A 26471-nucleotide genomic window follows, 5' to 3' on the forward strand; every position below is an offset into this window, starting at 1 on the left:
ACGGGAGACGGATGATGGCGACACCCAGAAACAAGTCGGTGCAGAAGGCCTTCAAGATGCTGAGAGCCTTTCAGGAGCCGAACGAATGGCTGACCAGTGCCGAACTCAGCCGCCGGGCGCAATTGCCCGAAGCGTCGGGATACCGGCTGATCCAGACGCTGCTGGAGATCGGCGCGGTCATCCGCGACGATCGCGGCCGCTATGGTCCCGGCATGCTGCTGGTTTCGCTGTCGCGCTATGTCGCCCATGAGCGCCTGCTGCGGGACGCCGCCAACACGATATTGGAGGATCTGGCGGCGGAACTCGACCTCATCGTCCATATGGGCGTGCTGGAGGACGGCATGGTCACATATGTCGCCAAGGCAGGCACCAACGAGCGGTTCCTTGTCCACACCCGCGTCGGCACGCAGCTTGAGGCTTATTGCTCGGGCCTTGGCAAGGTTCTGCTCGCCGCTCTGCCCGCGCATGAATTGGAAGCGTTTCTGGTCGAAGGCGAGCTGATCGCGCTGACGCCCAATACCATTACCGACGCCCATGCCTTCCGCGACGAGATCGCGCTGGTGCGGCGGCGTGGATGGGCCATCGACAATTGCGAGATTGCGAACGACCTGCGTTGTGTCGCGGTGCCCGTGATCGACAGCAGCGGGCGAACGGTTGCCGCCATTTCCTCTTCCGATTCGGCCGATCGGATGACGGAAGCCCGGCTGTCCGAAGTGCGCGACGCGCTGGCGATGGCGGCGCGGGCGATCGGCGCGCAGATATACCGGACAAGCGGCCCTTCGCCGTTCCGCCTGCCCGCCGTCGGCACGGAAGCGCCGTTGCTGCGCAGCGGGAAGGCGCGCAGCATCGGACTGCCCGGCCGCCAGCCGCACTGACCATGACCAAGGCTAGCATAATGATGACCATCGACGCGGCCATTTTCGCCCGGCCTGCGGCCTTGACACGCCGCAGGTGCGCCTGCGTGGGACAATGCGGATGACCGGCGGCGACATAACGTCAACCGCCCCGGCGGATAGTCCGGCGGCCCGCCCCACCCGCGTACGGCACAGCGTCCTGTGGCTGACAGTGCTGGCGTACATGATTACCTATATGGATCGCGTCGTGATTTCGACGGCGGCACCGTCCATTCAGGCAGAGTTCTCGCTCAGCAAGGAAACGATGGGCTGGATATTGGGCGCTTTCCAGATCAGCTATGCACTGTTCCAGATACCCGGCGGCTGGCTGGGCGACCGGTTCGGTCCGCGCGCCGCGCTGACAGCGGTCGTGACCTGGTGGTCGGCGTTCACGGCCGCTACCGCGCTCACCTGGTCCGCGGGGTCGATCATCGTATGCCGCTTTCTCTTCGGCATGGGGGAAGCGGGTGCCTTTCCCATCGCCACACGATCGCTGTCGCGCTGGATGCTGCCCGCCGAACGCGGCTGGGCGCAGGGGCTGACGCATGCGGGATCGCGGATGGGCGGCGCCATCACACCGCTGATCGTGGTGTATATGATCGCCAGTTTCGGCTGGCGCGCGCCCTTTCTGGTCTTTGCGCTGGTCGGGCTGGGCTGGGCCGCGCTCTGGTGGTTCTTCTATCGCAATTCGCCTGCCGAACACCCTGGCGTCAATGCTGCCGAACGCGCGCTAATCGAGGACGCGATCGGCCAGTCGGGCAAGGGCAAACCCGGCTCCGTTCCCTGGCGGATTATCCTGTCCGCGCCGCAGATATGGCTGCTTTCGGTGATGTACTTCTGCTACGGCTGGGGCATCGTCACCTTCCTGCAATGGTTTCCGACCTATCTGTCGGACGCGCGCGGCCTTGAGTTGAAGGCCATGGGGATCGCCGCGAGCATTCCGCTGCTGGCCGGGGTGGCGGGCGATCTGGCCGGAGGGTGGCTGTCCGATACGGTCCTGCGCCGCACCGGGCGGATTACCTTCGCCCGCCGCCTCATCATATGCGTCGGTTTCATCGTAGCGGCCGTTGCCGTGCCGCTTGCCGCGACCAATGCCGATCCGATTGCGGCAATCGCCTGGTTCGGCCTTGCGGTGTTCGGCCTCGAACTGGTCGTTGGCGTCGCCTGGGCGATACCGCTCGACATCGGCGGCGAATATGCCGGATCGGTCTCGGCGGTGATGAACACCTTCGGCAATCTGGCGGGCGCGATCGCGGCCGTTGCAACGGGCTATATTGTGGCGCAAAGTGGATGGGAAAGCGCCTTTTTCGTCATCTCCGGGCTGGCGATGGTTGGTGCGCTGCTATCACTCAAAGTCGATGCGTCGAGGAAATTGCTATGATCCGCTGCCTGTCGATCGCCCTGCTGCTCGCCGTTGCCGCACCTGCTCCTGCCATCGCGCAGACGGCACCCGCGCCCACTGCGCGGCCTTACAGCAAATTGCTGAGCGAAGTGGGCTTCATGGGGTCCGAATGCGTCCGCTACGATGATCGCACGGACAGCTACTTCGTCGCCAATCAGGGTCCGCCCGGCGAAGGGAATGACGGATTTATCTCGCGCGTCTCACCCGACGGCAGCGTGCTGCAACTCAAATGGATCGAAGGGGGCCGCAACGGCGTGACGCTGGTCCAGCCGCTGGGTTTGTTCATCAAGGGCGACAGCCTCTATGTCGTCGATCCCAGGACGGTGCATCGCTTCGATCGGGCATCGGGCGCGCCGCGCGGCAGTATCGACATTCCCGACGCCGTGCGCCTCAACGACCTGACGGTCGCCGACGATGGCACGATGTATATCAGCGACAGCGGCAGCGACGACCGCCCCGGCGCTATCTGGAAAGTCGACAGGCGCGGGCGAGTCTCCGCTTTTGTGAAACGCGACGACGCGCTGGAGCGGGTAAACGGCATCGCCCTGCTGGCCGATGGGACGGTGGTTCATGGCGGGCGCGGCGTCAATCTGGTGTTCCGCGATGGCAAGGGCCGGGTCCTGCGCGAACGGACCTTGCCGACGGGGCGCATAGACGGGATCATCCCCCTGCCCGACGGCAGTCTGCTGGTTGCCAGCCAGGATGGCCACAATGTCTATCGCGTACCGCCCACAGGCAAGGCGGAGGTCGTGGCGCAGGACATCGCCGTTCCCGCCGCCATCGGCTGGGATGCGAAGCGCAACCGGCTGCTGGTGCCGCAGATCAGGGCGGCGTCGCTCGCTTTCTACGAGCTCGGGCAATAGCCCGTCGTCACCCGAATAGGGCGCGCTGCGCCGCTGTGCGCGGTGCCCATTTATAGGCCTGTATCGCATTGCCCCAGAAGAAACGGCGGCGGTCCTCGGCGCTTTTCAGGGCGAAATAGTCCTGCACGATAGCGATCGCCACATCGACTGGCCCATCCCCTTCGACATTGGGCCAGTCGCTGGCAAACAGCACCCTGCCCGCGCCGAATGTCTCGAACAACTGGTCGAGGCGCGCCTTGTGATCGATCATGCGGGGGCTGACATGCCCCGCATGCAGGCTGGAGGAGAGCTTGACAAACAGATTGGGGCGCGCGGCCATCTCCCGCAGCACGCCGTCATAGGCGGCCATCTCGGCCGGTGCGGGATCGAACTTGCACAGATGATCGATCACGACCCGCAGGTGCGGCACCGCATCGCTGATGCGCACTACCGCCTGAAGCAGATCAAGGCGCGGATTGGCGGTGTCGAGCACGAGATCGGCATCGGCCACGCGCTTCAGCCCGTCGATGAACACGGACTGGCGCGCCTGCGCCACGATGTCATAGCGCCACAGATTGCCATACCGCAGGCCGCGCAGCAGCGGATCCTTTGCATGCCGCGTGAATATCTCCGCGAAATCCGGGGCCTCGATACGGAAATTGCCGATCACGCCGACCATGATCGGGTCACGCGCCGCCTGTTGCAAAGCCCATAGATTGTCTTCCACCCAGGGGCTGGCATCGACATGGATCGCCGCCACCACCGGATGCCGCCGCATCACCTGGCGATAGAGCGCCGGGGACGCGCCCGTGGCATAGGACACCGCCGTCTTCGGTCCGCGATAGGGTGCCCCCTGCGGCCGCGTCGGATCGAACAGATGGATATGCGTATCGACCATCGGTGTCGCGCGCGCGCGCGTCTGCGCCATCACCGGCGCCGCACCCGCGATCGTCGCTGCGCCCCCCGCCAGCAGGCTGCGGCGTGACAGGGCGAAAGCGGCATCGTCGGCCATGACCCGCCTCAGTCCTGCGCAGGCAGCGCGAACGACAGGATGTTCGATCCCGCTGCCACCGCAACATATTGGCGGTCCTTCACCATATAGGTCATCGGCGAGGCGCGCCAAGCATCGTTGGTCGGCACCGTCCAAAGCGTCTTGCCCGTCTTCGCGTCCACGGCGGCAAATCCCCCGGCCGTCTCGCCATGGAAGAGCAGGCCACCGGCGGTGGATAGCACGCCGCTGTAATTGGCCTCATGCGATCCGGTCAGCGCCTTTTCCCAAACGATCGCGCCGGTTTCCGGGTTCAGCGCGCGCACATAGCGGCGACCTGGATTCTTGACGTCCACATTGGCGCCGTAGATGCGCCCGCGCGTACGGAAAATGCCGCAATCCTCCGCCGCCATCACGTAGAACAGGCGGGTGTCAGGATTGTACGCCGTCGAATACCAGTTGGTCGCGCCGCGTACTGCCGGACAGGCGAACACGCCTTCCGCATTGGGTTCCCGCCCGGGGACAAGGATCGGGCGGCCACTGGCGTCGATGCCGCTGGCCCAGTTCATCTTCTCCACAAAGGGTTTGGCGAACAGGAACTGGCCATTGGTCCTGTCCAGCACATAGAAAAAGCCGTTGCGATTGGCCTGCATCAGCAGCTTGCGACGCTTGCCCTGATAGACGTCGTCGACCAGCACCATCGGGGCCGTCGCATCCCAGTCGTGCACGTCATGCGGCGTGAACTGATAATGCCAGCGCAGCTTGCCCGTCGCGCCGTCGAGCGCGATCACCGAATTGGCGTAGAGATTGTCGCCCAGCCGGCCGCTGCCGTCGGTCGAGGGATAGGGATTGCCCACGCCCCAGAACACCGTGTTGCTGTCCTTGTCATAGGATCCCGTCATCCACGTCGCTGCGCCCCCGGTCGCCATGTCCGGCCCCTGCCATGTCGCAGCAGCGGGGTCGCCGGGCGCGGGCACTGTCCAGAACCGCCAGGCAAGCTTGCCGGTCGTCACGTCGAACGCCGCCAGGAAGCCGCGCGTCGGGGAATCGCCGCCCGACACGCCCGACACCACCAGATCGCCGATCACCAGCGGGGCCGGTGTCGCATAGTAGCGGCCGCCATAAGCCGGATCGGTCAGCGGCACGGTCCACATCACCCCGCCGGTCAGACGGTTGATGCAGATGAGATAGGCATCGTCCGAAGTGAAGATCACCCGGTCGCCGACCACTGCAACGCCGCGATTAGGTCCGTTGCCGCTCGCCACCCCTGCCGAAGGGCGCGCCGCCGTCGCCGGGCCGACCGGCTGGAGGGCAACGCCCGCAGGTGCGGCGCGCGGTGTTTCGGCGATGCCGCCCGCAGGCACCGGCTGGCGCGCCGTCCGCCCCGCGCACCAGAAACTGCGGCCGTTGCGCGCGTCGAGGGCACAGACCTGCTTGGCGCCGGTGACATACATCACGCCATCGACGACCACCGGCGTCGTTTCCAGCCCCACCCCGCCGGGCGAGAACATCCATGAAAGGCGCAGGCGATCGACGTTGCGGCTGGTGATCTGCGCCAGCGCGCTGTGCCGGTTGCCGCTCGGCAAGCCGTTGTAGGATGGCCACTCGCCCCTGACCGGGGTCAGCACCGCCGCCTTGTCGGCAGCAGTCGGCGGCGGCACGGTCGCGTCGGTGACCGGTCCCAGCCGCTGCGTCTTGAGGCTCGCCATATAAGCGATGACATCACGCCGCTCCTCCGCACTTGCCTTCAGCGCGGGCATATAGGATGTCGTTTCCCGGCTGTAGTCGATATATTCGCCGGCCTCGATCGACCGCAGCCTGCCGTCCAGCGTCTGCAATTGCAGGCTGTTCTCGGCCTCGTTCCGGGCAAAGCCGCGCAGCGTCGTTCCATCGCGCATCCGCACGTTGACGATCGTCCACTGCATATCGGGGCAAAAGGCCCAGCCGGGGCAGGACGCGGTGGTACGGCTGCCCATCAGCGCAGTGGGATTGTCCAGCATCCGGCCCATGTCGTCAGGCGTGGAGGTCGCGCCGATAAACGTCAGGTCCGGGCCGTTGCTGCCGCCACGCCCGCGCACCATGTGACAGTCGGCGCACTGCCCCTTGCCGAAGAAAAAGGCTTCGCCGGCCGCCACCTGCGCATCGGTGGCGGTGACGGCGGCCACCACATTCCAGGACCGGATGAGCGCGACGTAACTGGCCAGTTGCTTATCGTCGAAGCCGAACGCAGGCATGCCGCCTGCGCCGTTGCGGATGATCGCGGCGATCCCGGCGTCGCTCATCGCGCGCAGCTTCGCGCTGTTGGCCAGCGCCGGTGCACGGTCCCCGCTGCGCCCGCCGGAGCCGTGACAGCCTGCGCATGTCTCCTCGAATTGTGCCGCGATGACAGGATCACTGACTGGGGCCACCGCTGCGGCGCCGGACGTGGGCGTACCGTTCTGCCCCACCGCCACGGACACGCCCGCGATGGCCGCCGCAACGCACAGCATTATGTGCCCGATCGACAAATGCAGCCCCGAAAACAGCTTCATGATCCTGCGCAACCCTTGATTGTTGAACCTTCATACCGACGCAACGGGGCGCGTGCCAATCCGGCCACGCGCCCCGCCCCCCCGACATTCCGAACGCGGTGCCGTGCGTCTAGAAAGCCTTGCGGATCCCGACCGTTACGACCCGGCCCAGAACGTTGCCGACACCGATGCCGTTGCCCGAGCGAATGCGGGGCGGATCGGCGTCGAACGCGTTATCGACGTCCAGCGTGAACTCCATGCCCTTGGCAAGGCCGCTGCCGCCCAACTCGAACCCGAAGTGCAGATCGACCGTGGTATAGGCATCGACCGTCTCGACCGACTGGACCGACGTCGTCCCCGTCACCGCAACATATTGCGAGCGATATTTGTCGTTGAAGTTGACGTTGGCAATTGCCGTGAACCCGCCGGTCTTGGCGGACAACGAACCGCGTGCGCGGAACTTGGCCTGGCCGAACGGGAACTGATCGACCTTGGGCGCGCCGGGAATGGCGGTCTGGTCGTAATTCAGCACACGGTTTGCCTGTACCTGCACGCCCATCGCCGTCGATCCCATGTTCCAGCGATAGCTCATGTCCACGTCAATACCCGAGGTGTCGATGACGGCCAGGTTGGCGCGGCGCAGGATGGTGATGATGTACACCGGCGGAATGTCCGCGGCGGTGTTGACCGCCGATGGGAAGTTCTGGAGCCGCAGGCCCTGGATGGTGTTGAACACCGTCTGCGGGTCGATCGGCAGCGACGTACAGCCCGTGCCACCCGATCCATAAGGTTGACCGTTGGAGCAGGAGATGTTGTCGATGAAGAACTGGTTGAACTCCGGCAAGACATAGAAGAAGCGCGATTCCGGGAAGGCGATGCGCCCGGTGAAGTTGATGTTGTAATAGGTCGCGCTCGCCTTGAAGCCGGGCAGCGCCGGGGGCGCCAGATCAAGGCCGAGCGACCATGTCGTCGCTTCTTCCGCGTCCAGATTGGGATTGCCGCCGGCAATGAAGATGTTGCCCGTGCGGATCGGGGTAACCCCTGCGGGCGTCAGACCACCGGTGCCATAGCCGGCCCGCGTGTCGGGACCGAACAGGTCAGGCAGGGCCGGAGCATGGAAGGACGTGCCATAGCTGCCGCGCAGGGTGAAGCCGTCGATCGGTTCCCAGTTGACGCCGACCTTCGGATTGAAGGTGCTGCCGAAATCGCTGTAATTGTCATAGCGTGCCGAAAGCGACACATCGAGGCGGCGGAACCCGCCCATCGCATTCTCGTCTCCGAAAATCGGGATGAACAATTCGCCGAAGCCCGAATAGACGGTGCGGCGGCCGATCTGCTGGCCCAGATTTTCCTCAAAGCCGATACGGCTGAGCGTATTCTTGCCGTCGTAGAACTCCTTGCGATAGACGCCGCCCAGCGCGATCTTCACTTCACCGCCCGGCAGGTTGAACAGCGGGCCGTCGATCTTGCTGTTGATTTCCCAAAGCCACTGCCGCGATCCGAAGAACTGCTCGTAATTGGCAAGGCCCACTTTCACGGCGTCGCTCGTGCGGCCGCTGAACGGATCGAGCGCCGTGGCAAGCGTCGTGCCTGCCAGTGCCGAGGAATTGACGCGCGGGTCGAAGCTGCCTTCGCTCAGGTCCGTCGTGCTGTGCGATCCGGTGAGGTAGGTCGTCCACTTGAACGTCGACAGGGTAACGTCCGCGCCAATGGTACCGCCATAGACTTCGATCGCCTGCACGTCCTTGATGGGTACGCCGGTGACAGCAGGGACATTGTAATAGGCCGTCACCGCATTCACCGTCGGCGCGACCTGCGCCGAGGGGAAGAACGGGTTGGACCGGGTTATCGTGCCGCTCGCGCCGACGGGATCGCGGAACGCATCCTGGTTGGTCTTCGAATGAAACGCGTCGAAGAACAGCTCGATATCCGGTGTCACGTCCTGATGGCCCGCAGCGAAGAAACTCAGCCGCTCCTGACGCGGATAAAGGTCAAGGAACCGGGCATTGTCGCAACGCACATTGCGGTTGCCGGTGCCAAACTCGATGTAATCGCCGGCGGGCGCGCCGTTGGCGTTCTGCAGGCGGAAGGATGCCGGAACGCAGGTGTTCTGCGAGCGATTGTCCTGCCCGCCGACCGCACGGAAATCGTTGGTGGCGAAATCGCGGTCGGTGCCGCGCAGGCGGCTCGTCTTGGAATATTCGACCGAGGCGACGATACCACCGGTTTCCCACTTGGTCCCGATGACGGCGTTGGTGTTCATCAGATTATAATCGTCGCCGACACCGTAGCGGAACGACGCCGTTGCGCCGTCGAAATCCCGACGGGTGATGAGGTTGACGACGCCCGCGATGCCATCCGACCCGTAGACCGACGACGCGCCGTCGGCCACGATCTCTACCCGCTGGAGGATCGAAGGCGGGACGATCGACGGATCGGCGATGTTCTGGAGATGCCCGGTGCCGACGAGACGGTGGCCATTGATGAGGACCAGCGTCTGCGCCTGCCCCAGTCCGCGGATATTGGGCGCGGTGGACAGAATGCCGTTGGACCGCTGATCGGGCCGCGGGGCCTGGTTGAACGTACCGAGCTGCGGCACGTTCGCCAGCAGTTCCTGCACCGTGGCCGACCCGGTGTTCACGACATCTTCGGCACCCAACTGAATGAGATTGGAGCCGGTAGGCGGAACGCCGCGAATGCTGCTGCCGGTGACGATGATGTCGCGTGTCATCGCCTCGTCCTCGACGACGCCCTGTTCCTCCGGCGTCACGCTGGCACTGGTATCGACCTGTGCCAGGGCCGTTGCCGATACCATGAGCGCAGGTACGGCCACGCCGCAGCGCAATAATGTCAGCATACGCATTGGATCAATCGAGATACGCATAAGATCCTCCCCATTTGGCCATCGGGATCGATGGTCCATCTCCTTGCGTCGCTCTCGCCGGGCCGGTCCGCGTTCGGATCCTGCTCGCCAGACGTGGCAACGCTATGCCTGATAAATCCGGGATGCCGGGGGGTTAGTCAATTTTGCGTCCCTTCACACTCTCAACCTATGAGGGCCGGATCGATGATGTATACAATATGGATATGATGAGTACATATAAACAAGATATTGATAATAAATAGTTATTCCGGCGATCTGAGGGCATTTGATAGTCGGGTTTGGCGTTGCGTACATCTCTCACAGGATAACAGCACGGCTGTCATCGCGTCGGCTTGGCCGTTGTCATCGTGTCTCCTTCCCTGTCACAATCAGCCATCACGCAGCCGACTGGCGGCGCCGGACAACGATAGGCGGGAGAGCGAAGAAGTGGGAAGCGACGCGCATGGCCAAGGCCGCCCACGCAGCATGCCCGTGCGCTATCGCATGCTCGGCCTGATCGCCGTGCTCACGACTCTCAACTATCTCGACCGGACCTTGCTGAGCATCGCGGCACCCGCAATGACTGCCGACCTCGGCCTTGATCCCGCGACGCTCGGCGTCGTCTTTTCCGTCTTTTCATGGAGCTATGCGATTGCGCAGGTCCCCGGCGGCATCGTGCTCGACCGGCTGGGCGTACGGACCACCTATTTCCTGTCCGTCACCTTGTGGTCGCTGTTCACGGCGCTCCAGGGCGCGGCGTTCGGCCTGTGGTCGCTGCTTGTCACGCGCCTGTGCCTGGGCGCGGCGGAAGCACCCTGCTTCCCCGCGAACAGCCGCGTGCTGGTAAGCTGGTTTCCCCAACGCGAGCGCGCGCGAGCCAACAGCGTCTATGCCGTCGGGCAGTATGTCGGCATCGCCTTCATGTCTCCGTTGCTATTCTGGACCGTGGCGACCTTCGGCTGGCGGGCGCTGTTCTTCATCGTCGGGGGCATCGGGGTCGTGCTCGGCTTCGTGTGGCTGCGGTTGTATCGTGACCCGTCTCGACACCCGTCAGTCACGCAGGCGGAGCTGGACCTGATCGCAGCCGACGGCGGCGTCGTATCGAGCGGTGCCAGCTTGCCCTTTAGCTGGCGCAACGTCCGCTGGCTCATCACCCGGCGTCAGGTGTTCGGTGCGTCGCTGGGCCAGTTCGCGACCAATTCCACGCTCATCTTCTTCCTCACCTGGTTTCCGACCTATCTCGCGGTGGAACGCAAGATGAGCTGGATCAGCGTCGGCTTCTACGCGACCTTGCCGTTCATCGCTGCCTCGATCGGTGTGCTTGCGGGCGGCCAGATTTCCGACTGGCTGGTGCGCCGCACAGCTTCGCTCAGCATCGGGCGGAAGTTTCCGGTCGTGGCCGGGCTGATGCTGTCGAGCACCATCATCCTGGCCGCCGGGCTGGACAGCAATGCGCTGGTCATCGCGGTTCTTTCCATTGCCTTTTTCGGGCAGGGCATGGCAAATCTGGGCTGGACTCTCATTTCCGAAGTGGCACCGGCCAGCCTGGTCGGGCTGACCGGCGGCGTGTTCAATTTCTGCACGCAACTGGCCGGGATCATTACCCCGATCGTCATCGGCCTCATCGTCCAGCAGACCGGATCGTTCCACGGTGCGCTGGCCTTCATAGGCTGCGTCGCACTGGTCGGGGCGCTCTCCTACATCGTCATCGTCGGCAAGGTGGAACGGATCGCCCCGCCCGTCTGGACGCACTAACCAGAACACAGCCTTGTCGTTCACCTGTTGAGCGATCGCCCATCCAGGGGGTTTGCATGGCGAAAGGCGCGGCGCATCATCATACGAAACGACAAGACGAATGGACAGGAGAGCGGGTTTGGACCGACGGCAATTCATGACCGGCGCTGCGGCGCTGACAGGCGCGATGCTTGCCGTCCCGTCTGCACTGGCAGCACTCCCCAAGGCGAAGATCACGCGCATCCGCTTCTACCGGACGCCGACTGACGCCGCAGGTCGCCCAAACGTCCGGCAGCCGACATTCAACCAAAGCACGCATATCGTCCAGATCGAGACCGACGCAGGCCTAACGGGTGTCGGCGAAGGTGGCGCGCCCGATGTGATGGAACAGCTTGCCGGGCAATTGATCGGCGAGGACCCGTTCCGCACGGAGCGGCTGTGGCAGATCATGCACCGGGGCTATTTCTATCCTGCCGGGCGCGAAAAGACGCATGCGCTGGGTGCACTCGACATCGCCTTGTGGGACATCAAGGCAAAGGCGCTGGGCGTGCCGCTCTATCAATTGCTGGGCGGGCGATCGCGCGACCATGTCGAATGCTACGCGACCGGCTTTTCCATTCCGAACCAGCCCAAGGCCAGCCATGGCGAGCGCGCACGCGCCTGCATGGAGGCGGGCTTCCACAGCTATCGCATTCACGATCCGGGCCAGGACATTACCTTCGACCGGTTCGCGCAAGTGCCGCGGATGGCCGCCATCTGCCGCGAAGTGCGCGAAGGCTGCGGCCGCGACGGTGGCTGGGCGATCGACTTCCACGGCGAATATGACCAGAATGATGCCATTGCCCTGGCTGACATGATCGCGCCGCTCCGCCCCTATTTCGTCGAGGATCTGGTGCGCAGCGATAATCTCCAGACCTATGCGCTGATCCGCAGTCAGGTGAAGGTGCCGATCGCGGTGGGCGAGGTGCTGGGGAACAAATGGGACTGGACGGCGCTGATCGAAAAAGACCTGATCGATTATGGCCGCGTCACCATCCCCAATGTCGGCGGCGTGACCGAGTTCATGAAGATCGCGGCAATGTGCGAGGCGCACAATATCGGTCTCATCCCCCACTTTACCGGCCCGATCGCGACGGCGACGCTCGTGCATTGCGTCGCCGCGACATCGACGCCCGCGCTGATGGAAATGAGCGGCGGCGGACGACGCGTCTGGCCCTATCTCAACAACAGCTATGATTTCCGCAACGGCAGGCTGGAAATCAACGATCGCCCCGGCATCGGCTGCGACGTGGACTTCGCCAAGCTCGAACTGCTTGGCGACTATGCGGAACGCTATGCGCCGATCAAGACGTTGCAGCGCAAGGACGGGTCTTACACCAATTGGTAAGCGCAAGCGGGCCGACGACCCGTCAGCTATGCGATATCGTAAGTCCCATAGCGGGGGAATTGCAATGGACGTGACGTTCAGACATAAAGACCGGTGCTACTTTCAAAGAACGATATAATCGGTCGTTCCGTTGTCTCGCACGATTATCTGCTGATATGCGTTTCCGGCAGCATCGTAGAGATAGGCCGATAGCGTGAACGGTTGGGTGCTATCCTGATCATAGTTGTAGAAGATGCGGCTACCGTCATCGTAAATCACGTCCTGCGTGTCTAAACGACCCTGACTGTCGTAACTGAACCATGCTTGAGCCCAACTCTGGCTATTGTTTTCGTCGATGTTCACAAACGTGCGACTACCATTGTCATATTGCACGTCGTGAGCACTCAGACGCCCTTGCGCATCAAATGTAAACCAGTCCTGAGACACGAAACTCGCATTACCCTGGTCGAGGTTAATGAACGTCCGCGTGCCGTCGTCAAAATACTGATCGACGCTGTCCAGCCGTGACTGGCCGTCGAAAACACTCCAGGTCTGTTGCGTGGCGCTTGTATTGGTGACATCGAATTCCACGATCAACTTGCTGCCATTGTCATAAATGACACTTTGCTGGGTGAGTTGCCATTGAGCAGTGTAGATGTCCTCGATCTGACTCCAGTCATTGCCCGCGAGATCGTCCACGATCCGCTGTGCCGCCTCAAAACCATGCATGCCCAGATCGAAACTTACAGGAGCTGAAGAATTGCGAATGACCAGCACGTCATTTCCGCTACCGCCTGAAACATTTGCGGCAACATCCGTCACATCGAAAAAGACGTGATCGTCACCGGCCCCACCCAACAGAATGTCACTGCCGCTGCCACCATCCAGAATGTCGCTGCCGTCGCCGCCGATCAGCCTATCGTCACCGCCATTGCCATAAAGGTCGTCTGCCCCATAACCGCCTTCGATTACGTTGTTTTCGTCACCACCTTTCAGGATGTCGTTGCCCGCATAGCCTGATATGGTCCCACCCGTCCGACCGGCAGACCCATCGTAGACATCATCTCCATAATACATTTGCACGTCACCGCGAATAACACCGTCATTTATGACTGTCGTATTAGTCTGGATCAGTGCCTGCTGTTGCGCGTTGAAGTCGGTTTCAAATCCAGGTACGCGGCTAAAGCCGTATCGCCCCACTTCGGAATCCGCCGAGATATAGACGTGCCCGGCGACGCCGTTCACAAACGCATCGGGCGAATAGCTACCGATGAGATCGAAACGGTCCCGATCTGTGATTTCTATGGCCTGCAGATTGTCGGCATTGCGAATTGTAATGTCGTGAAACGAAGGGTTGGACGCACCATTGACCTTTTCAAATCCAAAAAATCCGCCCAGATCGAGATCGACGGTGCCGCTGGTCGCCAGCAATAGAGTATCGACGCCCGAACCGCCATACACCGCCGCAGGTTGAACGGAACTGCTGCTGAGAAAGGACAAAAAGAGCGTGTCGTCGCCAATTGCAAGATCGATGCTGCCGGTCACCTGGCCAGTGGACGTCAGGCTGACGAAATCATTCATCCCTGACCCGATCAACGACTCGAAGACGGAACCATTGCTGATGCCGACCGATCCACCCGAAAGCATGGTGATTGTAGCGTCTGCGTTTACGCTGCTCACGAAGTTGACATAGGCATCTGCTCTTGCCTCGACACTCGAAAAGCCCGACAGGCCGACCAGATTGTTCCCGCTGCCGTTTACAGTGTCGAACGGCATGTCGATGACCAGTTTTTCGAAACTGTCTAAGCTGGACGTGCCGTTCATATAGAGAACAGAAACGCCGCCTCTGAGGATGAGTGTATCGTCTCCGCTCCCTCCGTACATGCCGGTCGGCAGTAGCTGATGAATGTTCGATTGCAGCAGAATATCGATCGTGTCGGCGCCGCTACCCAGATGTACTTCGCCGACAATTGCGCCCCCATTCACAATGAGATCGTCGCCGGGGCCGCCTTGGATGGCAACCGCGTAGCTGCCTCCGCTTGTCGTACTGATGACCGCACCCGACTGATTGAAAATCGTACCGCCGGTTCCCACGATCTCAATGACAGCAGCACTGCCGGAAGTCCCCAGAACACGACCGCGATCAGTGTTTATGAACGTGGCGCCATTCCCCAGCAGCCGCACGGCCGGATTGCCATTGAGTTGCACCGAATTGGTATAGTTAGCGCCCTCACCCAAAACATCGACCATCTGTCAGCACCCTTTTGTCTTGCGCCATGAGTTAACGGGTCACTTCGAACAGCGCGAGGAGAAAAGCGCAAGCAGCCGCAGGCATCATATACCGCGGCCGCGGCCATGCTGCCTTCGCGCCTGCTTGCCCGAAATCAGGGACCGCATAGCCCGTACAGTACGGCGCCGCCAGTAACTGAATGGCAATGTTAGGCAGCATGACCGCAGTGATCTCGATTGCGAAGCCACGATATGTCGCCTGTCCGGTGCAGCGACAGTCGCCCGGCACCGTCCCGGGTGCTTGGCCGACGTTAGCACTGGACAGGATCACAGAAATACCATACGGTACCGTATGTAAAGCAACAACGGATGCCAGCATATGACTATGGCCCAGTATATCGATGCAGACTTCGGCACCCTCGATCGCCGGATTTTCTGGGACCAGGCAATCTATGAACGCGAATTGAGCCATGTTTTCGCGCGCAGCTGGCTGTTCGTCGCCCATGAGAGTCAGGTCGAAAGTCCCGGCGATTTCGTGACCACCTACATGGGGGAAGATTCAGTAGTCGTTGCGCGCGGCGACGCTGGCGCGATCAACGTCTTTCTCAATTCCTGCCCACACCGCGGCAACCGCGTCTGCTTTGCCGATAGCGGCACTGGGCGTCAGTTCACCTGCAACTATCACGGCTGGGCCTTTGGGCTCGATGGCGCGCTCAAGAAAATGCCCAAAATGGGGCTGTACAAGTCGACACCCGGTTTTCGGATGGAGGACTGGGGCCTGAAGCGCGCGCGCGTCGAAGCCTATAAAGGCCTGGTTTTTGCGACGTTCGATGAAGAGGCGCCATCGCTCGGCGACTGGCTGGGCGATTTCCGCTGGTATCTCGATGCCGTGCTCGATGCGGAGGAAGGCGGCACCGAGTTTCTGCCCGGCGGTGCGACGCGATCGGTGATGCGTTGCAACTGGAAGTTTCCGGCCGACAATTTCGTGGGGGATATCTATCACGCCTTATGGACGCATCTGGGCGGGTCGGAGCCGACGCTGGGGCGGCATGGCGGCGTGAAGGTGGAGAACGAAGGCAGCTACCAGGTGTCCGTGAATGGCCACGGCTGGGAGTTCAACGACAGTTTTCTCGGCAATGCAGCGACAATGGGCGATCGCGACCTTTTGCGCTACATGCGGTCGCGGCACGAAGCGATCATTGCGCGGCTGGGCAAGTTTCGCGCCGACATGTGGGGGTCGGTCGCATCCGCTACCATTTTCCCGAACTTCTCCTTCCTGCCGGGCTATTTCACCTTCCGCACCTTTCAGCCCAAGGGGCCGCTCAAGACCGAAATCCATTCCTGGACGCTGGTACCCAAAGCGATGCCGGATGACATCAAGGATCGCTTTCGCCGGGGGTCGATGCGGACCTTTTCGCCGTCCGGCCTGCTGGAAATGGACGATGGCGAAAACTGGGAACATTCCACTACGGCGAACGCAGGCTGGGTCACGCGCCACCAGCGCCTGTGCTATGCCATGGCGCCGGACGGAGAAAATACTGTGGCCGGCTTGCCGGGCTCGGCATCTGCGGGACAGCTGTCCGATGCCAACCAGCGACTGTTCTACAAACGCTGGGCGGAGATGATGGACGCGGAGCGATGGGCGGATATCTCGCTTGCACCGCAGACAGCACCGGTGAGGCATTTGGCCGAGGCAGCGGAATGAGTGCAACTCTGACCGGTAAGCCCGATTATGCGACCTACCCGACAATCAGTTCGGCTCAGGCGCGGGACGCGGCCCGCCATTTGCTCGCCATGTCGGGTCAGGGAACAATTGTCGATGATGCCCTGCTGCTTCGAATCGAACGCTTCTATCATCTGGAAGCACGTTTGCTTGACGAGGAACGATATTCCCAATGGTATGATCTGCTGGCCGATGATTTATTTTATTGGATGCCGTTGAGGGAGAACCGTTTTCGTCGGGACAAGCGGCCCGAGCTTTGCCCCGAAAACATGGCGCTGTTCGATGAGCGCAAAGTGGATATCGCAATGCGGATTGGGCGGCTCACGTCCAATCTCGTCTGGACCGAAGATCCGCCGACGCGCCATGTCTACGTCATTACCAATGTCGAGGCATTCGCAACGAAGGTTAAAGGCGAATATGAAGTGCATTCGTGCTTCATCCAGTACCGCAACCGCGCCGAACATGATGAAGCGACGTTGTGCGGGCGACGACGCGATCTGCTGCGCGCTGTTGACGGTGGCTTTCAGATAGCCCGGCGGCTGATACTGCTGCCGCAATCGGTGCTGCTGACCAAAAACCTGTCGGCCTTTTTCTGATGGGACGGCTTTTGGGCAATCGGGCCATCGTTACCGGCGCAGGCTCGGGCATCGGCCGCGCCGTCGTCCGCCGCTATCTGGCCGAGGGGGCACAGGTCATAGCGGTCATCCGCAAGGAAACGGACCGGGCAGCATTGGAGGCGGAAGGCGCACATGTCGTAATCGGCGATGTCGCGCATTATGATACTGCGGAACGGGCGGTAGGCGCAGCGATCGCCACCTTTGGCGGTCTCGATACCTATGTGGCGAATGCCGGTCTGTGGGATTTTCACAAACGTGTCGAGAAGCAGTCGCCCGATGCGCTGCAACACGCGTTTCAGGAGATTTTCGGCGTCAACCTGCTGGGTGCGCTGTTCGGTGCACGCGCGGCTATCGCGGCCCTGCGGGAAACACATGGCAGCATGATCGTTACCGGTTCCAATGCCTGCTTCCGCGCGGGCGGCGGCGGTGCCTTGTATACCGCGTCCAAGTTCGCGTTGCGCGGGCTGGTCATGCAACTGGCAAAAGAGTTTGCGCCGGATGTACGGGTCAATGGTGTGGCCCCTGGCGCCACCGATACGGCACTGTCCGGTCCCGCGGCGCTAGGCCAGCGGGATCGCACGATGAACGGCGATGCGGATCGCATGGCCATCATGGCGTCCCACATGCCACTGGGCCGCGTTTCGCAGCCTGACGAGCATAGCGCGCTCTATGTCTTGCTGGCCGCGTCGTCGGAAAGCGCCTATGTTACCGGTGCCATGATGGCATCGGATGGTGGCCTCACGCTCTCCATATAATCCCGAACAGCGCCCTATGCAGCTGTCAGTTGTGGCGCACCGATCAGAATCCTTTCGCACAAATCGATGGCTGTCTCGGCCGCATCTTGCAGAAGAGTCGGCGCGACACGCATGTACGAATAGGCGATCACAGCTCGCGCAGCCGTCTCATGCTCAGGGACGCCGCATCCGGCAAGCAGCCCCTCGATATAGCGCAAGCGAAGCTGATCGACTTCCTCCAACGCCGCGCGGGCGCGGGTGTCGCGACGGCCCCACAGCCTGACAGCCAGCTCAACATCGGCACCATGACGTGATCGTCGTCCTGCAACCGGAAGACGCAACAGGCGGCGCAACCGCAACTCGGGCGACGCCCCATCGCGTTCGAGCCGCTCGATGAGCTGCAAGGTCGCCTGCCTGCGCCAATGGTCCAGCATGGTTTCGTACAGGGCATCCCGGTCCTTGAAATGCCAGTAGAAGCTGCCTTTCGTGACATTGAGCTGTTTGGCGAGCAACTCGACGCGCACGCCATCAATGCCCTGCATTGCGAGCAGGTTCAGCGCCGCTTCGGTCCAGGCCGAAATATCGAGCGGACCCGTTTCGTTCGATCGTGATCGCCGTGTTGCCATGTGCACTCCTCAATCTGCTTCCCATAGCGGCTTAGAGCAATCACGCCAATTCGCAAAAACATACGGTAGCGTATTGACATGAGCGTACAGAAAAAGGCATGAAGATACACGCAGAGATTTGGAAATGGCGTGATGATCGATACTGTGCAGACCGGAAAAGGAAAAAGCGTCCGCGCGCTTGATCTCGACACCAACTATCATGAGGCGGGAGTAGGCGATCCGGTCATTCTGCTGCACGGTTCCGGCCCCGGCGTTTCAGGCTGGACGAACTGGAAGCGGGTGCTTCCGCGCCTGGCCGAAGATTTCCGTGTGCTGGCCCCGGATATGGCCGGTTTCGGATTTACGCAGCGCAACCCCGACCTGCATTACGACATAAAGCTGTGGGTCCGGCATCTGATAGCGTTCATGGATGCCCTGGATATCAAGAGGGCCAGTCTGGTCGGGAACAGCTTTGGCGGTTCGCTGTCGCTAGCCGCGGCATCCCGTTTTCCCGATCGGTTCGATCGCCTGGTGCTGATGGGAACGCCATGCGATGCCTTCATGATGACACCCGGCCTGCGCGCGGCGTGGGACTATACGCCGGATCGCGATGTCATGCGGGCAACAATGCTGCACTTTCCTTATGATCCTGCGATCATCACCGACGAGCTTGTCGAGGATCGCTATCAGGCGAGCCTTATTCCCGGTGCGCAGGAAGGGCTGCGCAAATTGCTCGTCCAGCCGGCCGAAGACGGTGACACGCCACTTTCGGGGATGCCGGAACATCTTGTCAGGCAGATTGCCCATCCCACACTGATATTGCACGGACGCGAGGACAAGGTGATCCCGGTCGAGATGGGCGTGAAGCTGGCCCATGCAATGCCCAACGCCGAACTGCACATGTTCGGCAAATGCGGACACTGGGTGCAGTCGGAACGCGCGGAGGCGTTTATCGCGCTGGCACGGCGTCACCTGGGCGCGGCTTCGTGATGCGCAGCGAGATCGAAGCCCTGAGCTACATCATTCTGGAAGTGTCGGACATTGCGCTTTGGCGTGTTTTTGCGACGGACATACTGGGCCTTCAGGCGACGGCGCGCGACGACGGCGGGATTGATCTGCGCATGGATCAATATGCGTGGCGCATACGGCTGATCGAAGGGCCCCGCGACGACATGGCCTCGGTCGGATGGGAAGTGCGCGACGCGGCTGCGCTTGCGGCTTTGTCGGCGCGACTTGACGCACTCGGCATCGCGGTCGCGGCGGGTACGGCGGATGACAGGGCGGATCGCTGCGTTGCCGACCTGATCCATTTTGCCGACCCCGAAGGCAATCGCCACGAAGCGTTCTATGGGCCGTTGCAGCGAACCGAGCGCCCCTTCATCAGTCCGACGGGCGCCGCATTCAAGACAGGCCGTCAGGGGCTTGGCCATATCGTCCTGAGTTGCCGCGACAAGGCAAGCATGATGGCCTTTTTCCTGGATATACTGGGTTTCCGGCTGACCGATCATATCCATACCGAAATCGTTCCGGGTCGTCCCCTCGAACTGAGCTTCATGCGCTGTAACGGGCGTCACCATTCCCTGGCGCTGGCACCGGTCCCGATCCCCAAAAAGATCGTGCATCTGATGGTCGAGGTCACCTCCATCGACGAGGTCGGCCGGGCGCTGCATCGCTGCCTTGATGCGGATGTTCATTTGTCCTTCACGCTGGGCAGACATTCCAACGACGACATGCTGTCCTTCTATCCTCGGACACCCTCCGGGTTCGATCTGGAATATGGCTGGGGTGGCCTGGAAGTCGATGAGGAGAGTTGGCACGTGGTAACGCATGCCACCAATTCGGCATGGGGGCATATCTTCCAGCGTCCACCGCGCCGATCCCTGCCTGAGGCGGCAGCGTGACGGCCGACCATCAAATCCTCGCACGGCGCCTGCGCGAGGCTTACAGCGCCGGGGCGATTGATCCGCTGCGTGACGGGCTTGATCCGACCGATGCGGCAGGGGCCTATGCGGTACAGTCGATCAACACGCAATTCTGGCAAGCGTCCGGTCGACGGATCGTCGGCCGCAAGATAGGGCTGACGGCGCAGGCCGTGCAGGCGCAGCTTGGTGTGGCACAGCCAGATTTCGGCACGCTGTTTGCCGACATGGCAATCCCGCACGGCAGCGTGCTGGCGACCGGCAAGACCCTTCAACCCAAAGCCGAGGCCGAAGTGGCATTGGTGCTGGCCCGCGACATCGACGATCCGCAGGCAACGCCGCAAACCGTCGCGGCGGCAACCGATCATGCCATAGCCGCCATCGAAATTGTCGACAGCCGCATTGCCGACTGGAAAATCAGCTTCGCCGATACGGTAGCCGACAACGGATCATCGGCCTTCTTCGTGCTGGGTAACGACAGGAAATCATTAGGCGGCCTCGATCTTTATACTTGCGGCATGGTGCTGGAAGTCGATGGCGTCCTTGCATCGCTAGGCGCAGGGGCTGCCTGTCTTGGGCATCCGCTCAACGCAGCCGCCTGGCTGGCGCGCACACTGTCTGCGCTGGGCGAACCGCTGCGTGCGGGCGACATCCTACTGACCGGCGCATTGGGACCGATGGTCTCCTTGACGCCCGGAACGCGCATCGAAGCAAAAATTGGCGGGCTGGGATCAGCACAATTTCACTATGGGGAGAATATCTGATGGCAGGGCGGATCAAGGCCGCAATCATCGGATCGGGCAATATCGGCACCGATCTGATGATGAAGATCATCCATCATTCCGACTGTCTGGAAATGGGCGCACTCGTCGGCATTGATCCGCAGTCCGACGGGCTGGCATGTGCGAAGAGGCTAGGCGTTGCGACCACAGCCGAAGGTATCGAAGGCCTGCAAGCCTTGCCCATCTGGCCGGACATTGGGATTGTATTTGATGCGACGTCGGCTGGCGCGCACGGGCATCACAGCGAGATAGTGACCAGCGCCGGGAAAGCGATGGTCGACCTGACCCCTGCCGCGACCGGGCCTTATGTCATACCGGTGGTGAATGGTGACGCGCATCTCGACGCCCCGGACGTCAACATGGTGACATGCGGCGGGCAAGCGACCATCCCGGTGGTGGCGGCGGTCGCTTCGGTCGCGACGGTGCATTATGCCGAAATCGTGGCGTCGATCGCGTCGAAGTCGGCCGGTCCCGGCACGCGCGCCAATATCGACGAGTTTACCGAAACGACGCGCCTGGCGATCGAACGAGTCGGTGGCGCGGCCCTTGGCAAGGCGATTATCATCCTCAATCCCGCCGAGCCGCCGATGCTGATGCGCGATACCGTTTTCACACTATCGTCCGGCGCAGATGAAGCGGCGATCGGCGCGGCCATCGAAGCGATGGTAGCGCGGGTCAATACCTATGTACCGGGCTATCGGCTGAAACAGAAAGTGCAATTTGAACGCTTTGGGGCGAACAACCCCGTTCACATTCCCGGCTTCGGGACGTTCGAAGGCATCAAGACCAGCGTATTTCTCGAAGTGGAAGGCGCCGCCGATTATCTGCCCGCCTACGCCGGGAATCTCGATATCATGACGTCGGCCGCGCTGCGGACAGCAGAAAAGATGGCCGTGCGTCGCTTGCAGAAAGTGGCGGCATAATGGCCTTCGATCCCACCACCACCAAACTCTACATCCAGGACGTTACCCTGCGCGACGGGATGCATGCGATACGCCATCAATATGGCATCGATCATGTACAGGCGATCGCCAGGGCGCTCGATGCCGCGCATGTCGATGCGATCGAAGTGGCGCATGGCGACGGACTGAACGGATCGTCGTTCAATTACGGCTTTGGCGCGCACACCGATTGGGAATGGATCGAGGCCGTTGCCGATGTGCTCGACCATAGCGTGCTGACGACACTCCTCATTCCCGGAATCGGCACGATTGCGGAACTGAAACAGGCGTATCGGCTGGGTGTACGATCGGTGCGGGTGGCCACGCATTGCACCGAAGCGGACGTTTCCCGCCAGCATATAGCCGCCGCGCGTGATCTGGGTATGGACGTCTCGGGATTTCTGATGATGAGCCATATGATCGCGCCCGACGCGCTCGCCGCGCAGGCGAAGCTGATGGAAGACTATGGCGCGCATTGCGTCTATGTGACCGACAGTGGCGGTGCCATGGATATGGAAGCCTATCGCGCCCGCTGCGAGGCCTATGACAGGGTGCTCAAGCCCGAAACCCAACGCGGGATCCACGCGCACCACAATCTGTCGCTGGGCGTCGCCAATTCGATCGTCGGGGTACAGGCCGGCGCGATCCGCATTGACGCGAGTTTGGCAGGCATGGGTGCGGGCGCGGGCAATGCGCCACTCGAAGTGTTCATCGCCGCAGCGGAGCGCAAGGGATGGCTGCATGGCTGCGATCTCTACAAGCTGATGGATGCAGCGGAGGAACTGGTACGCCCGCTGCAGGACAGGCCGGTACGCGTGGATCGCGAGACGTTGAGCCTTGGCTATGCCGGTGTCTATTCGAGCTTCCTGCGCCATGCCGAAAAGGCGAGCGCCGATTATGGCGTCGATACGCGCGAAATCCTGGTCGAACTGGGCCGCAGGCGCATGGTCGGCGGACAGGAGGACATGATCGTCGATGTCGCGCTCGATATGGCGGCGGCGCGTGGCTGACCGCCCGTCGATAGACAGTCTGAAAGTGCGTTTGCGGTTGCCGGTATTCGTCGCGCCGATGTTCCTCATTTCCGGCCCGGATCTCGTCATTGCTGCGGCGAAAGCAGGCATTATCGGGGTTTTTCCCGCGTCCAACGCGCGCACGATCGAAGGGCTCGCCAACTGGCTGTCGCGGATCGAGCGGGAGCTATCGGCCGCCGGGCGATCGGGCATGTGGGCGATCAACATGCTCGTGCATCAAAGCTATGAACGTTTCGATGCGGAACTCGACATCATCTGCCAGTACAAGCCGCAGATCGTCGTGACGGCACTGGGCAGCCCCAAACGTCCACTGGATCGGGTTCATGCCTATGGCGGCGCGGTGTTCAGCGATGTCGTCACGCCCGATCAGGCGCGCAAGGCCATCGATGCCGGTGCCGACGGTCTCGTCCTGGTCGCCTGCGGTGCCGGTGGACATACGGGGCAGTACAGCCCGTTTGCCTTCGTCGAGGAAGTGCGGCGGTTCTGGGACGGGCCATTGATATTGGGCGGCGCCATCGGCAGTGCGCGCGGCATTCGCGCCGCGCGTGAACTGGGGGCGGATTTTGCCTATATGGGCACGCGTTTCATCGCAGCGCGGGAAAGCCTGGTATCCGATGACAATCGCGAGATGCTCGTGCGCGCGACGATGCAGGACATCGTGACCACCCATGCGGTGACCGGCGTCGCGTCCAACTGGATTCGCGAGAGCCTGGAGCGTGCGGGATTTGACGCGGAAAAGCTCGACCAGAAGAAGAAGATAGATTTTTCCAACGTGCATGGCGACAGCAAGGCATGGAAAACGATCTGGGGCGCAGGGCATGGCGTTGGCCACACGCGCGCTATCCAGACGGTTGCCGAAATCGTCGATGATCTGCTGCGCGAGGATGCCGCGTGCAACGCGCGTACAAGGGAGCGCGTGGTTCTGTCCTGACCGGCGATCGCGCGGTGCCGCTGCCGACGGCATCCCCGCGCGATCGCTCCCCAGTCAGTTTCTCACAGGCTTTCCGGTTTCGAGCATGGCCGCGATCCGCATTCTGGTGCGGGGATCGCGCACCCGCTGCATGAAGCTGCGACGCTCCAGCGCCAGCATGTCGGTTTCGCTGATGACGTCCATGATGTCTTTCTCGCCTCCGGTAATGACCTGCGACAACGCATCGGAAACCACCAGATCATAATCCGTGGCCATGCCGCGTCGGTGGAATCCCTCGGCTGCCATTGTCAGCGCGCAATGGCCACTCGGTCCCGGCAGTCGGAACGTCGGCGGGAGGGGAGCGGCATAGTTCTCGACAAGTGCGATCGCCTTTGCCTTCGCATCGAACAGCAGGCGATCACGGTTCATCGTTATGCCGTCACTCGGCGCAAGAAAACGCAACTCGCGCGCGTGGGCCGCCGATTTGGATACCGTGGCGGTGCTAATGATTTCGAACGCGCGAGCCACGACCGGCAGCGGTCCTCGGGGCAAATCGCCAAATGCCGTCCACCGATGCAGCAACTCCCCGCACCCGCCCCAGCCCGGAATGATGCCCACGCCGCATTCCACCAGACCAATATAGGTTTCGGCATGGGCCTGGATGGCATCGGCATGCAACAGCAACTCGCATGCGCCGCCCAGGGCAAGCCCGGCGGGCGCGCCCACTACAGGGAAAGGCGCATATTTCATCGCTTTGAACACTCTCTGGCCTTCCCCCAGAAGGTGTTCGATCGCATCCCAGTCACCGGCATCGATCGCTTTCACGGCGGTATCGAGATTGGCACCGGCGGAAAAGTTCGCAGCGTCGCTATAGATGACGATGGCCTTCATGCGTTCGGCAACCAGCGTGATCGACTGATCGAGCAGCGCCAGGGTCGCCATATCGATTGCGTTGACCTTCGATGTAAACTCAAAACAGGCGATGCCGTCGCCGATATCCCACAATGTCGCTGCCGCATTCTGCAAAAGCGGGCGCGACGTGCGCTTTACGTCTTCCAGCGACAGCATGCCGTCGGGCCGGGCGATGGTGTGATAGGTGCCATCTATGCCAAAATGGCGAAGTTCATCATCTACGCCCTGGTAGAAACGACGATCGCCCGCAGCGGCCAGAAAGGCAGGCACATGCGCGCCTTCGGCATGGAGCCGCGCGGTGAAGCTGGCCGGGCCGATACGGTCGATGAGCTCGAATGGTCCGTATTTCCAGTTGTAACCAAGCTTCATCGCCCGGTCGATCGCGACGATGTCGTCCGCCGCTTCCGGAACCAGACTCGCGGCATAAGCCAGCGTTTGTCCAAGCACCGCCCAGGCAAAAGCGCCCTGCTTGTCGCGGCCAGCGATCAGGCTGCGCAAGTCGGCCGCTACCGGGCCAGGCTTGATAGCGGCGCGATACAGGCCCGTGGTCAGGTCGATCGCCTCGCGGCTTTTCCCTTTTTCACGGTTGATGCGATAGAAGCCCCCTTTGCTTTTCTTGCCGATGGTTCCTGCGGCCAACATCGTTTCGATAATCGGCAAAGGGCGAATGGCCGCATGAAAGGGATCCGATGGCGGCAACAGGGCCTGCATGCTGTCTCGTAGAAGGGGCAGGAGATCGATTCCGATCAGATCGAGCAAGCCGAATATCCCGGTCGCAGGGATGCCCATCGGGCGTCCGCCGATCGCATCGGCTTCCTCGATTGTTATATCGAGATCCAAGGCGGCGTTGACGGCCGTCAGCAGCCAGAAGGCACCGATACGGTTGGCTATGAAGCCCGGACTGTCTTTCGCGCGGACGACGGATTTTCCCAGCTGCCGGTCGATGAAGTTTTCGACACGCGCGGCCACAGCGGGTTGGGTGCGCGGCCCCGCCACAAGCTCCATCAGGCGCATATGGCGCGGCGGATTGAAGAAATGTGTAATCAGGAAAGCGGTGGCGAATGAGTCAGACCGTCCCTCGATCAACCGGGCGAGCGGAATAGTCGATGTATTGGACGAAATGGCTGAGCCCGGCACATGCAGACTGTCGATCCGGGCGTAGAGCGCCTGCTTGACATCGATACGCTCGGTAACGGCTTCGACGATCCAGTCGCATTCGGCAATCCGCGCCAGATCGTCCTCGATATTGCCTGCTTCGACCATTTTCGCCGACGCGGCCGTCATGAACGGGGAAGGCGACGCCTTGAGCATGCTGGCTATCGCGGCCTGGGCAATGGCGTTGCGGTTTTCGCCGTTGTCCGCCGCTCTGTCGAGCAGCAGGACCGGAACACCGGCATTGGCAACCTGTGCGGCGATGCCCGCCCCCATCGTGCCGGCGCCGATGACGCAGACTTTGTTGATGCCGGTCAT

20 protein-coding genes are annotated in these 26471 nt (G+C 61.9%); 14 read left to right on the top strand and 6 right to left on the bottom strand.

What is annotated here, in order from left to right; translation table 11 throughout:
- Positions 1–14: 14 nt before the first annotated feature.
- The 3 genes from ENE74_RS00705 to ENE74_RS00715 all read left to right on the top strand — a co-directional run bounded on the left by ENE74_RS00705 (position 15) and on the right by ENE74_RS00715 (position 3158).
- The gene (locus tag ENE74_RS00705) at positions 15–875 is read left to right on the top strand and encodes an IclR family transcriptional regulator (protein WP_164847341.1); all 861 of its coding nucleotides are present in this window, start codon (positions 15–17) and stop codon (positions 873–875) included.
- Between the two features lie 94 nt (positions 876–969).
- On the top strand, positions 970–2274 hold the full coding sequence (locus tag ENE74_RS00710) for an MFS transporter (RefSeq protein ID WP_241241763.1): 1305 nt from the start codon (positions 970–972) through the stop codon (positions 2272–2274).
- Entirely contained in the window at positions 2271–3158 is an 888-nt protein-coding gene (locus ENE74_RS00715) for an SMP-30/gluconolactonase/LRE family protein (protein ID WP_127688732.1), read from the top strand. Before ENE74_RS00710 ends, ENE74_RS00715 begins: the two co-directional genes overlap by 4 nt.
- Positions 3159–3165: 7 nt before the next feature.
- On the opposite strand, the gene ENE74_RS00720 is transcribed toward ENE74_RS00715, so the two are convergent.
- The 3 genes from ENE74_RS00720 to ENE74_RS00730 all read right to left on the bottom strand — a co-directional run bounded on the left by ENE74_RS00720 (position 3166) and on the right by ENE74_RS00730 (position 9492).
- Positions 3166–4149 (bottom strand): amidohydrolase family protein, encoded by a 984-nt coding sequence (locus ENE74_RS00720; RefSeq protein WP_127688733.1) that lies wholly within the window; start codon positions 4147–4149, stop codon positions 3166–3168.
- 8 nt (positions 4150–4157) lie between these two features.
- A complete protein-coding gene (locus ENE74_RS00725) occupies positions 4158–6656 on the bottom strand; it encodes an outer membrane protein assembly factor BamB family protein (protein ID WP_127688734.1) in 2499 nt (832 codons plus the stop codon).
- 109 nt (positions 6657–6765) lie between these two features.
- On the bottom strand, positions 6766–9492 hold the full coding sequence (locus tag ENE74_RS00730; RefSeq protein WP_164847342.1) for a TonB-dependent receptor domain-containing protein: 2727 nt from the start codon (positions 9490–9492) through the stop codon (positions 6766–6768).
- A 492-nt stretch (positions 9493–9984) separates the two neighbouring features.
- Between ENE74_RS00730 and ENE74_RS00735 the strand changes: the two genes are divergently transcribed.
- Together ENE74_RS00735 and ENE74_RS00740 are read left to right on the top strand one after the other, a co-directional pair.
- Positions 9985–11253: an MFS transporter gene (locus ENE74_RS00735; RefSeq protein WP_206517611.1), complete on the top strand. Its 1269-nt coding sequence runs from the start codon at positions 9985–9987 to the stop codon at positions 11251–11253.
- Between the two features lie 136 nt (positions 11254–11389).
- The gene (locus ENE74_RS00740; protein WP_206517612.1) at positions 11390–12619 is read left to right on the top strand and encodes a mandelate racemase/muconate lactonizing enzyme family protein; all 1230 of its coding nucleotides are present in this window, start codon (positions 11390–11392) and stop codon (positions 12617–12619) included.
- A gap of 102 nt (positions 12620–12721) precedes the next feature.
- Here the strand turns inward: ENE74_RS00740 and ENE74_RS18105 are convergent, their stop codons facing one another.
- Positions 12722–14848 carry a calcium-binding protein gene (locus ENE74_RS18105; RefSeq protein WP_164847343.1) on the bottom strand — a complete coding sequence of 709 codons (2127 nt, stop codon included), beginning with the start codon at positions 14846–14848 and terminating at the stop codon, positions 12722–12724.
- Positions 14849–15206: 358 nt separating this feature from the next.
- Between ENE74_RS18105 and ENE74_RS00745 the strand changes: the two genes are divergently transcribed.
- Genes ENE74_RS00745 through ENE74_RS00755 form a run of 3 tightly spaced genes read left to right on the top strand, consistent with a single transcriptional unit; the run spans position 15207 to position 17922 of the window.
- Entirely contained in the window at positions 15207–16532 is a 1326-nt protein-coding gene (locus ENE74_RS00745; protein ID WP_127688738.1) for an aromatic ring-hydroxylating oxygenase subunit alpha, read from the top strand.
- On the top strand, positions 16529–17146 hold the full coding sequence (locus ENE74_RS00750; RefSeq protein ID WP_127688739.1) for a 3-phenylpropionate/cinnamic acid dioxygenase subunit beta: 618 nt from the start codon (positions 16529–16531) through the stop codon (positions 17144–17146). The genes ENE74_RS00745 and ENE74_RS00750 overlap by 4 nt, the downstream gene beginning before the upstream one ends.
- On the top strand, positions 17146–17922 hold the full coding sequence (locus tag ENE74_RS00755) for an SDR family NAD(P)-dependent oxidoreductase (protein ID WP_127688740.1): 777 nt from the start codon (positions 17146–17148) through the stop codon (positions 17920–17922). The genes ENE74_RS00750 and ENE74_RS00755 overlap by 1 nt, the downstream gene beginning before the upstream one ends.
- A gap of 14 nt (positions 17923–17936) precedes the next feature.
- Here the strand turns inward: ENE74_RS00755 and ENE74_RS00760 are convergent, their stop codons facing one another.
- Positions 17937–18527, bottom strand: coding sequence for a TetR/AcrR family transcriptional regulator (locus ENE74_RS00760; RefSeq protein WP_127688741.1), 591 nt, complete (start codon positions 18525–18527; stop codon positions 17937–17939).
- Positions 18528–18659: 132 nt separating this feature from the next.
- On the opposite strand from ENE74_RS00760, the gene ENE74_RS00765 reads away from it, so the two are divergent.
- Genes ENE74_RS00765 through ENE74_RS00790 form a run of 6 tightly spaced genes read left to right on the top strand, consistent with a single transcriptional unit; the run spans position 18660 to position 24110 of the window.
- On the top strand, positions 18660–19496 hold the full coding sequence (locus tag ENE74_RS00765; RefSeq protein WP_127688742.1) for an alpha/beta fold hydrolase: 837 nt from the start codon (positions 18660–18662) through the stop codon (positions 19494–19496).
- Entirely contained in the window at positions 19496–20407 is a 912-nt protein-coding gene (locus ENE74_RS00770; RefSeq protein WP_127688743.1) for a VOC family protein, read from the top strand. Before ENE74_RS00765 ends, ENE74_RS00770 begins: the two co-directional genes overlap by 1 nt.
- On the top strand, positions 20404–21189 hold the full coding sequence (locus tag ENE74_RS00775) for a 2-keto-4-pentenoate hydratase (protein WP_127688744.1): 786 nt from the start codon (positions 20404–20406) through the stop codon (positions 21187–21189). Before ENE74_RS00770 ends, ENE74_RS00775 begins: the two co-directional genes overlap by 4 nt.
- Positions 21189–22130, top strand: a complete 942-nt coding sequence (locus ENE74_RS00780) for an acetaldehyde dehydrogenase (acetylating) (RefSeq protein ID WP_127688745.1) — start codon at positions 21189–21191, stop codon at positions 22128–22130. Before ENE74_RS00775 ends, ENE74_RS00780 begins: the two co-directional genes overlap by 1 nt.
- Positions 22130–23158, top strand: coding sequence for a 4-hydroxy-2-oxovalerate aldolase (gene dmpG / locus ENE74_RS00785; protein WP_127688746.1), 1029 nt, complete (start codon positions 22130–22132; stop codon positions 23156–23158). The genes ENE74_RS00780 and dmpG overlap by 1 nt, the downstream gene beginning before the upstream one ends.
- Entirely contained in the window at positions 23151–24110 is a 960-nt protein-coding gene (locus tag ENE74_RS00790; protein WP_241241764.1) for an NAD(P)H-dependent flavin oxidoreductase, read from the top strand. Before dmpG ends, ENE74_RS00790 begins: the two co-directional genes overlap by 8 nt.
- A gap of 54 nt (positions 24111–24164) precedes the next feature.
- Here the strand turns inward: ENE74_RS00790 and ENE74_RS00795 are convergent, their stop codons facing one another.
- Positions 24165–26471 carry a 3-hydroxyacyl-CoA dehydrogenase/enoyl-CoA hydratase family protein gene (locus tag ENE74_RS00795; RefSeq protein WP_127688748.1) on the bottom strand — a complete coding sequence of 769 codons (2307 nt, stop codon included), beginning with the start codon at positions 26469–26471 and terminating at the stop codon, positions 24165–24167.

It is taken from the genome of Sphingobium algorifonticola (assembly GCF_004005485.1).
GTDB lineage: Bacteria > Pseudomonadota > Alphaproteobacteria > Sphingomonadales > Sphingomonadaceae > Sphingobium > Sphingobium algorifonticola.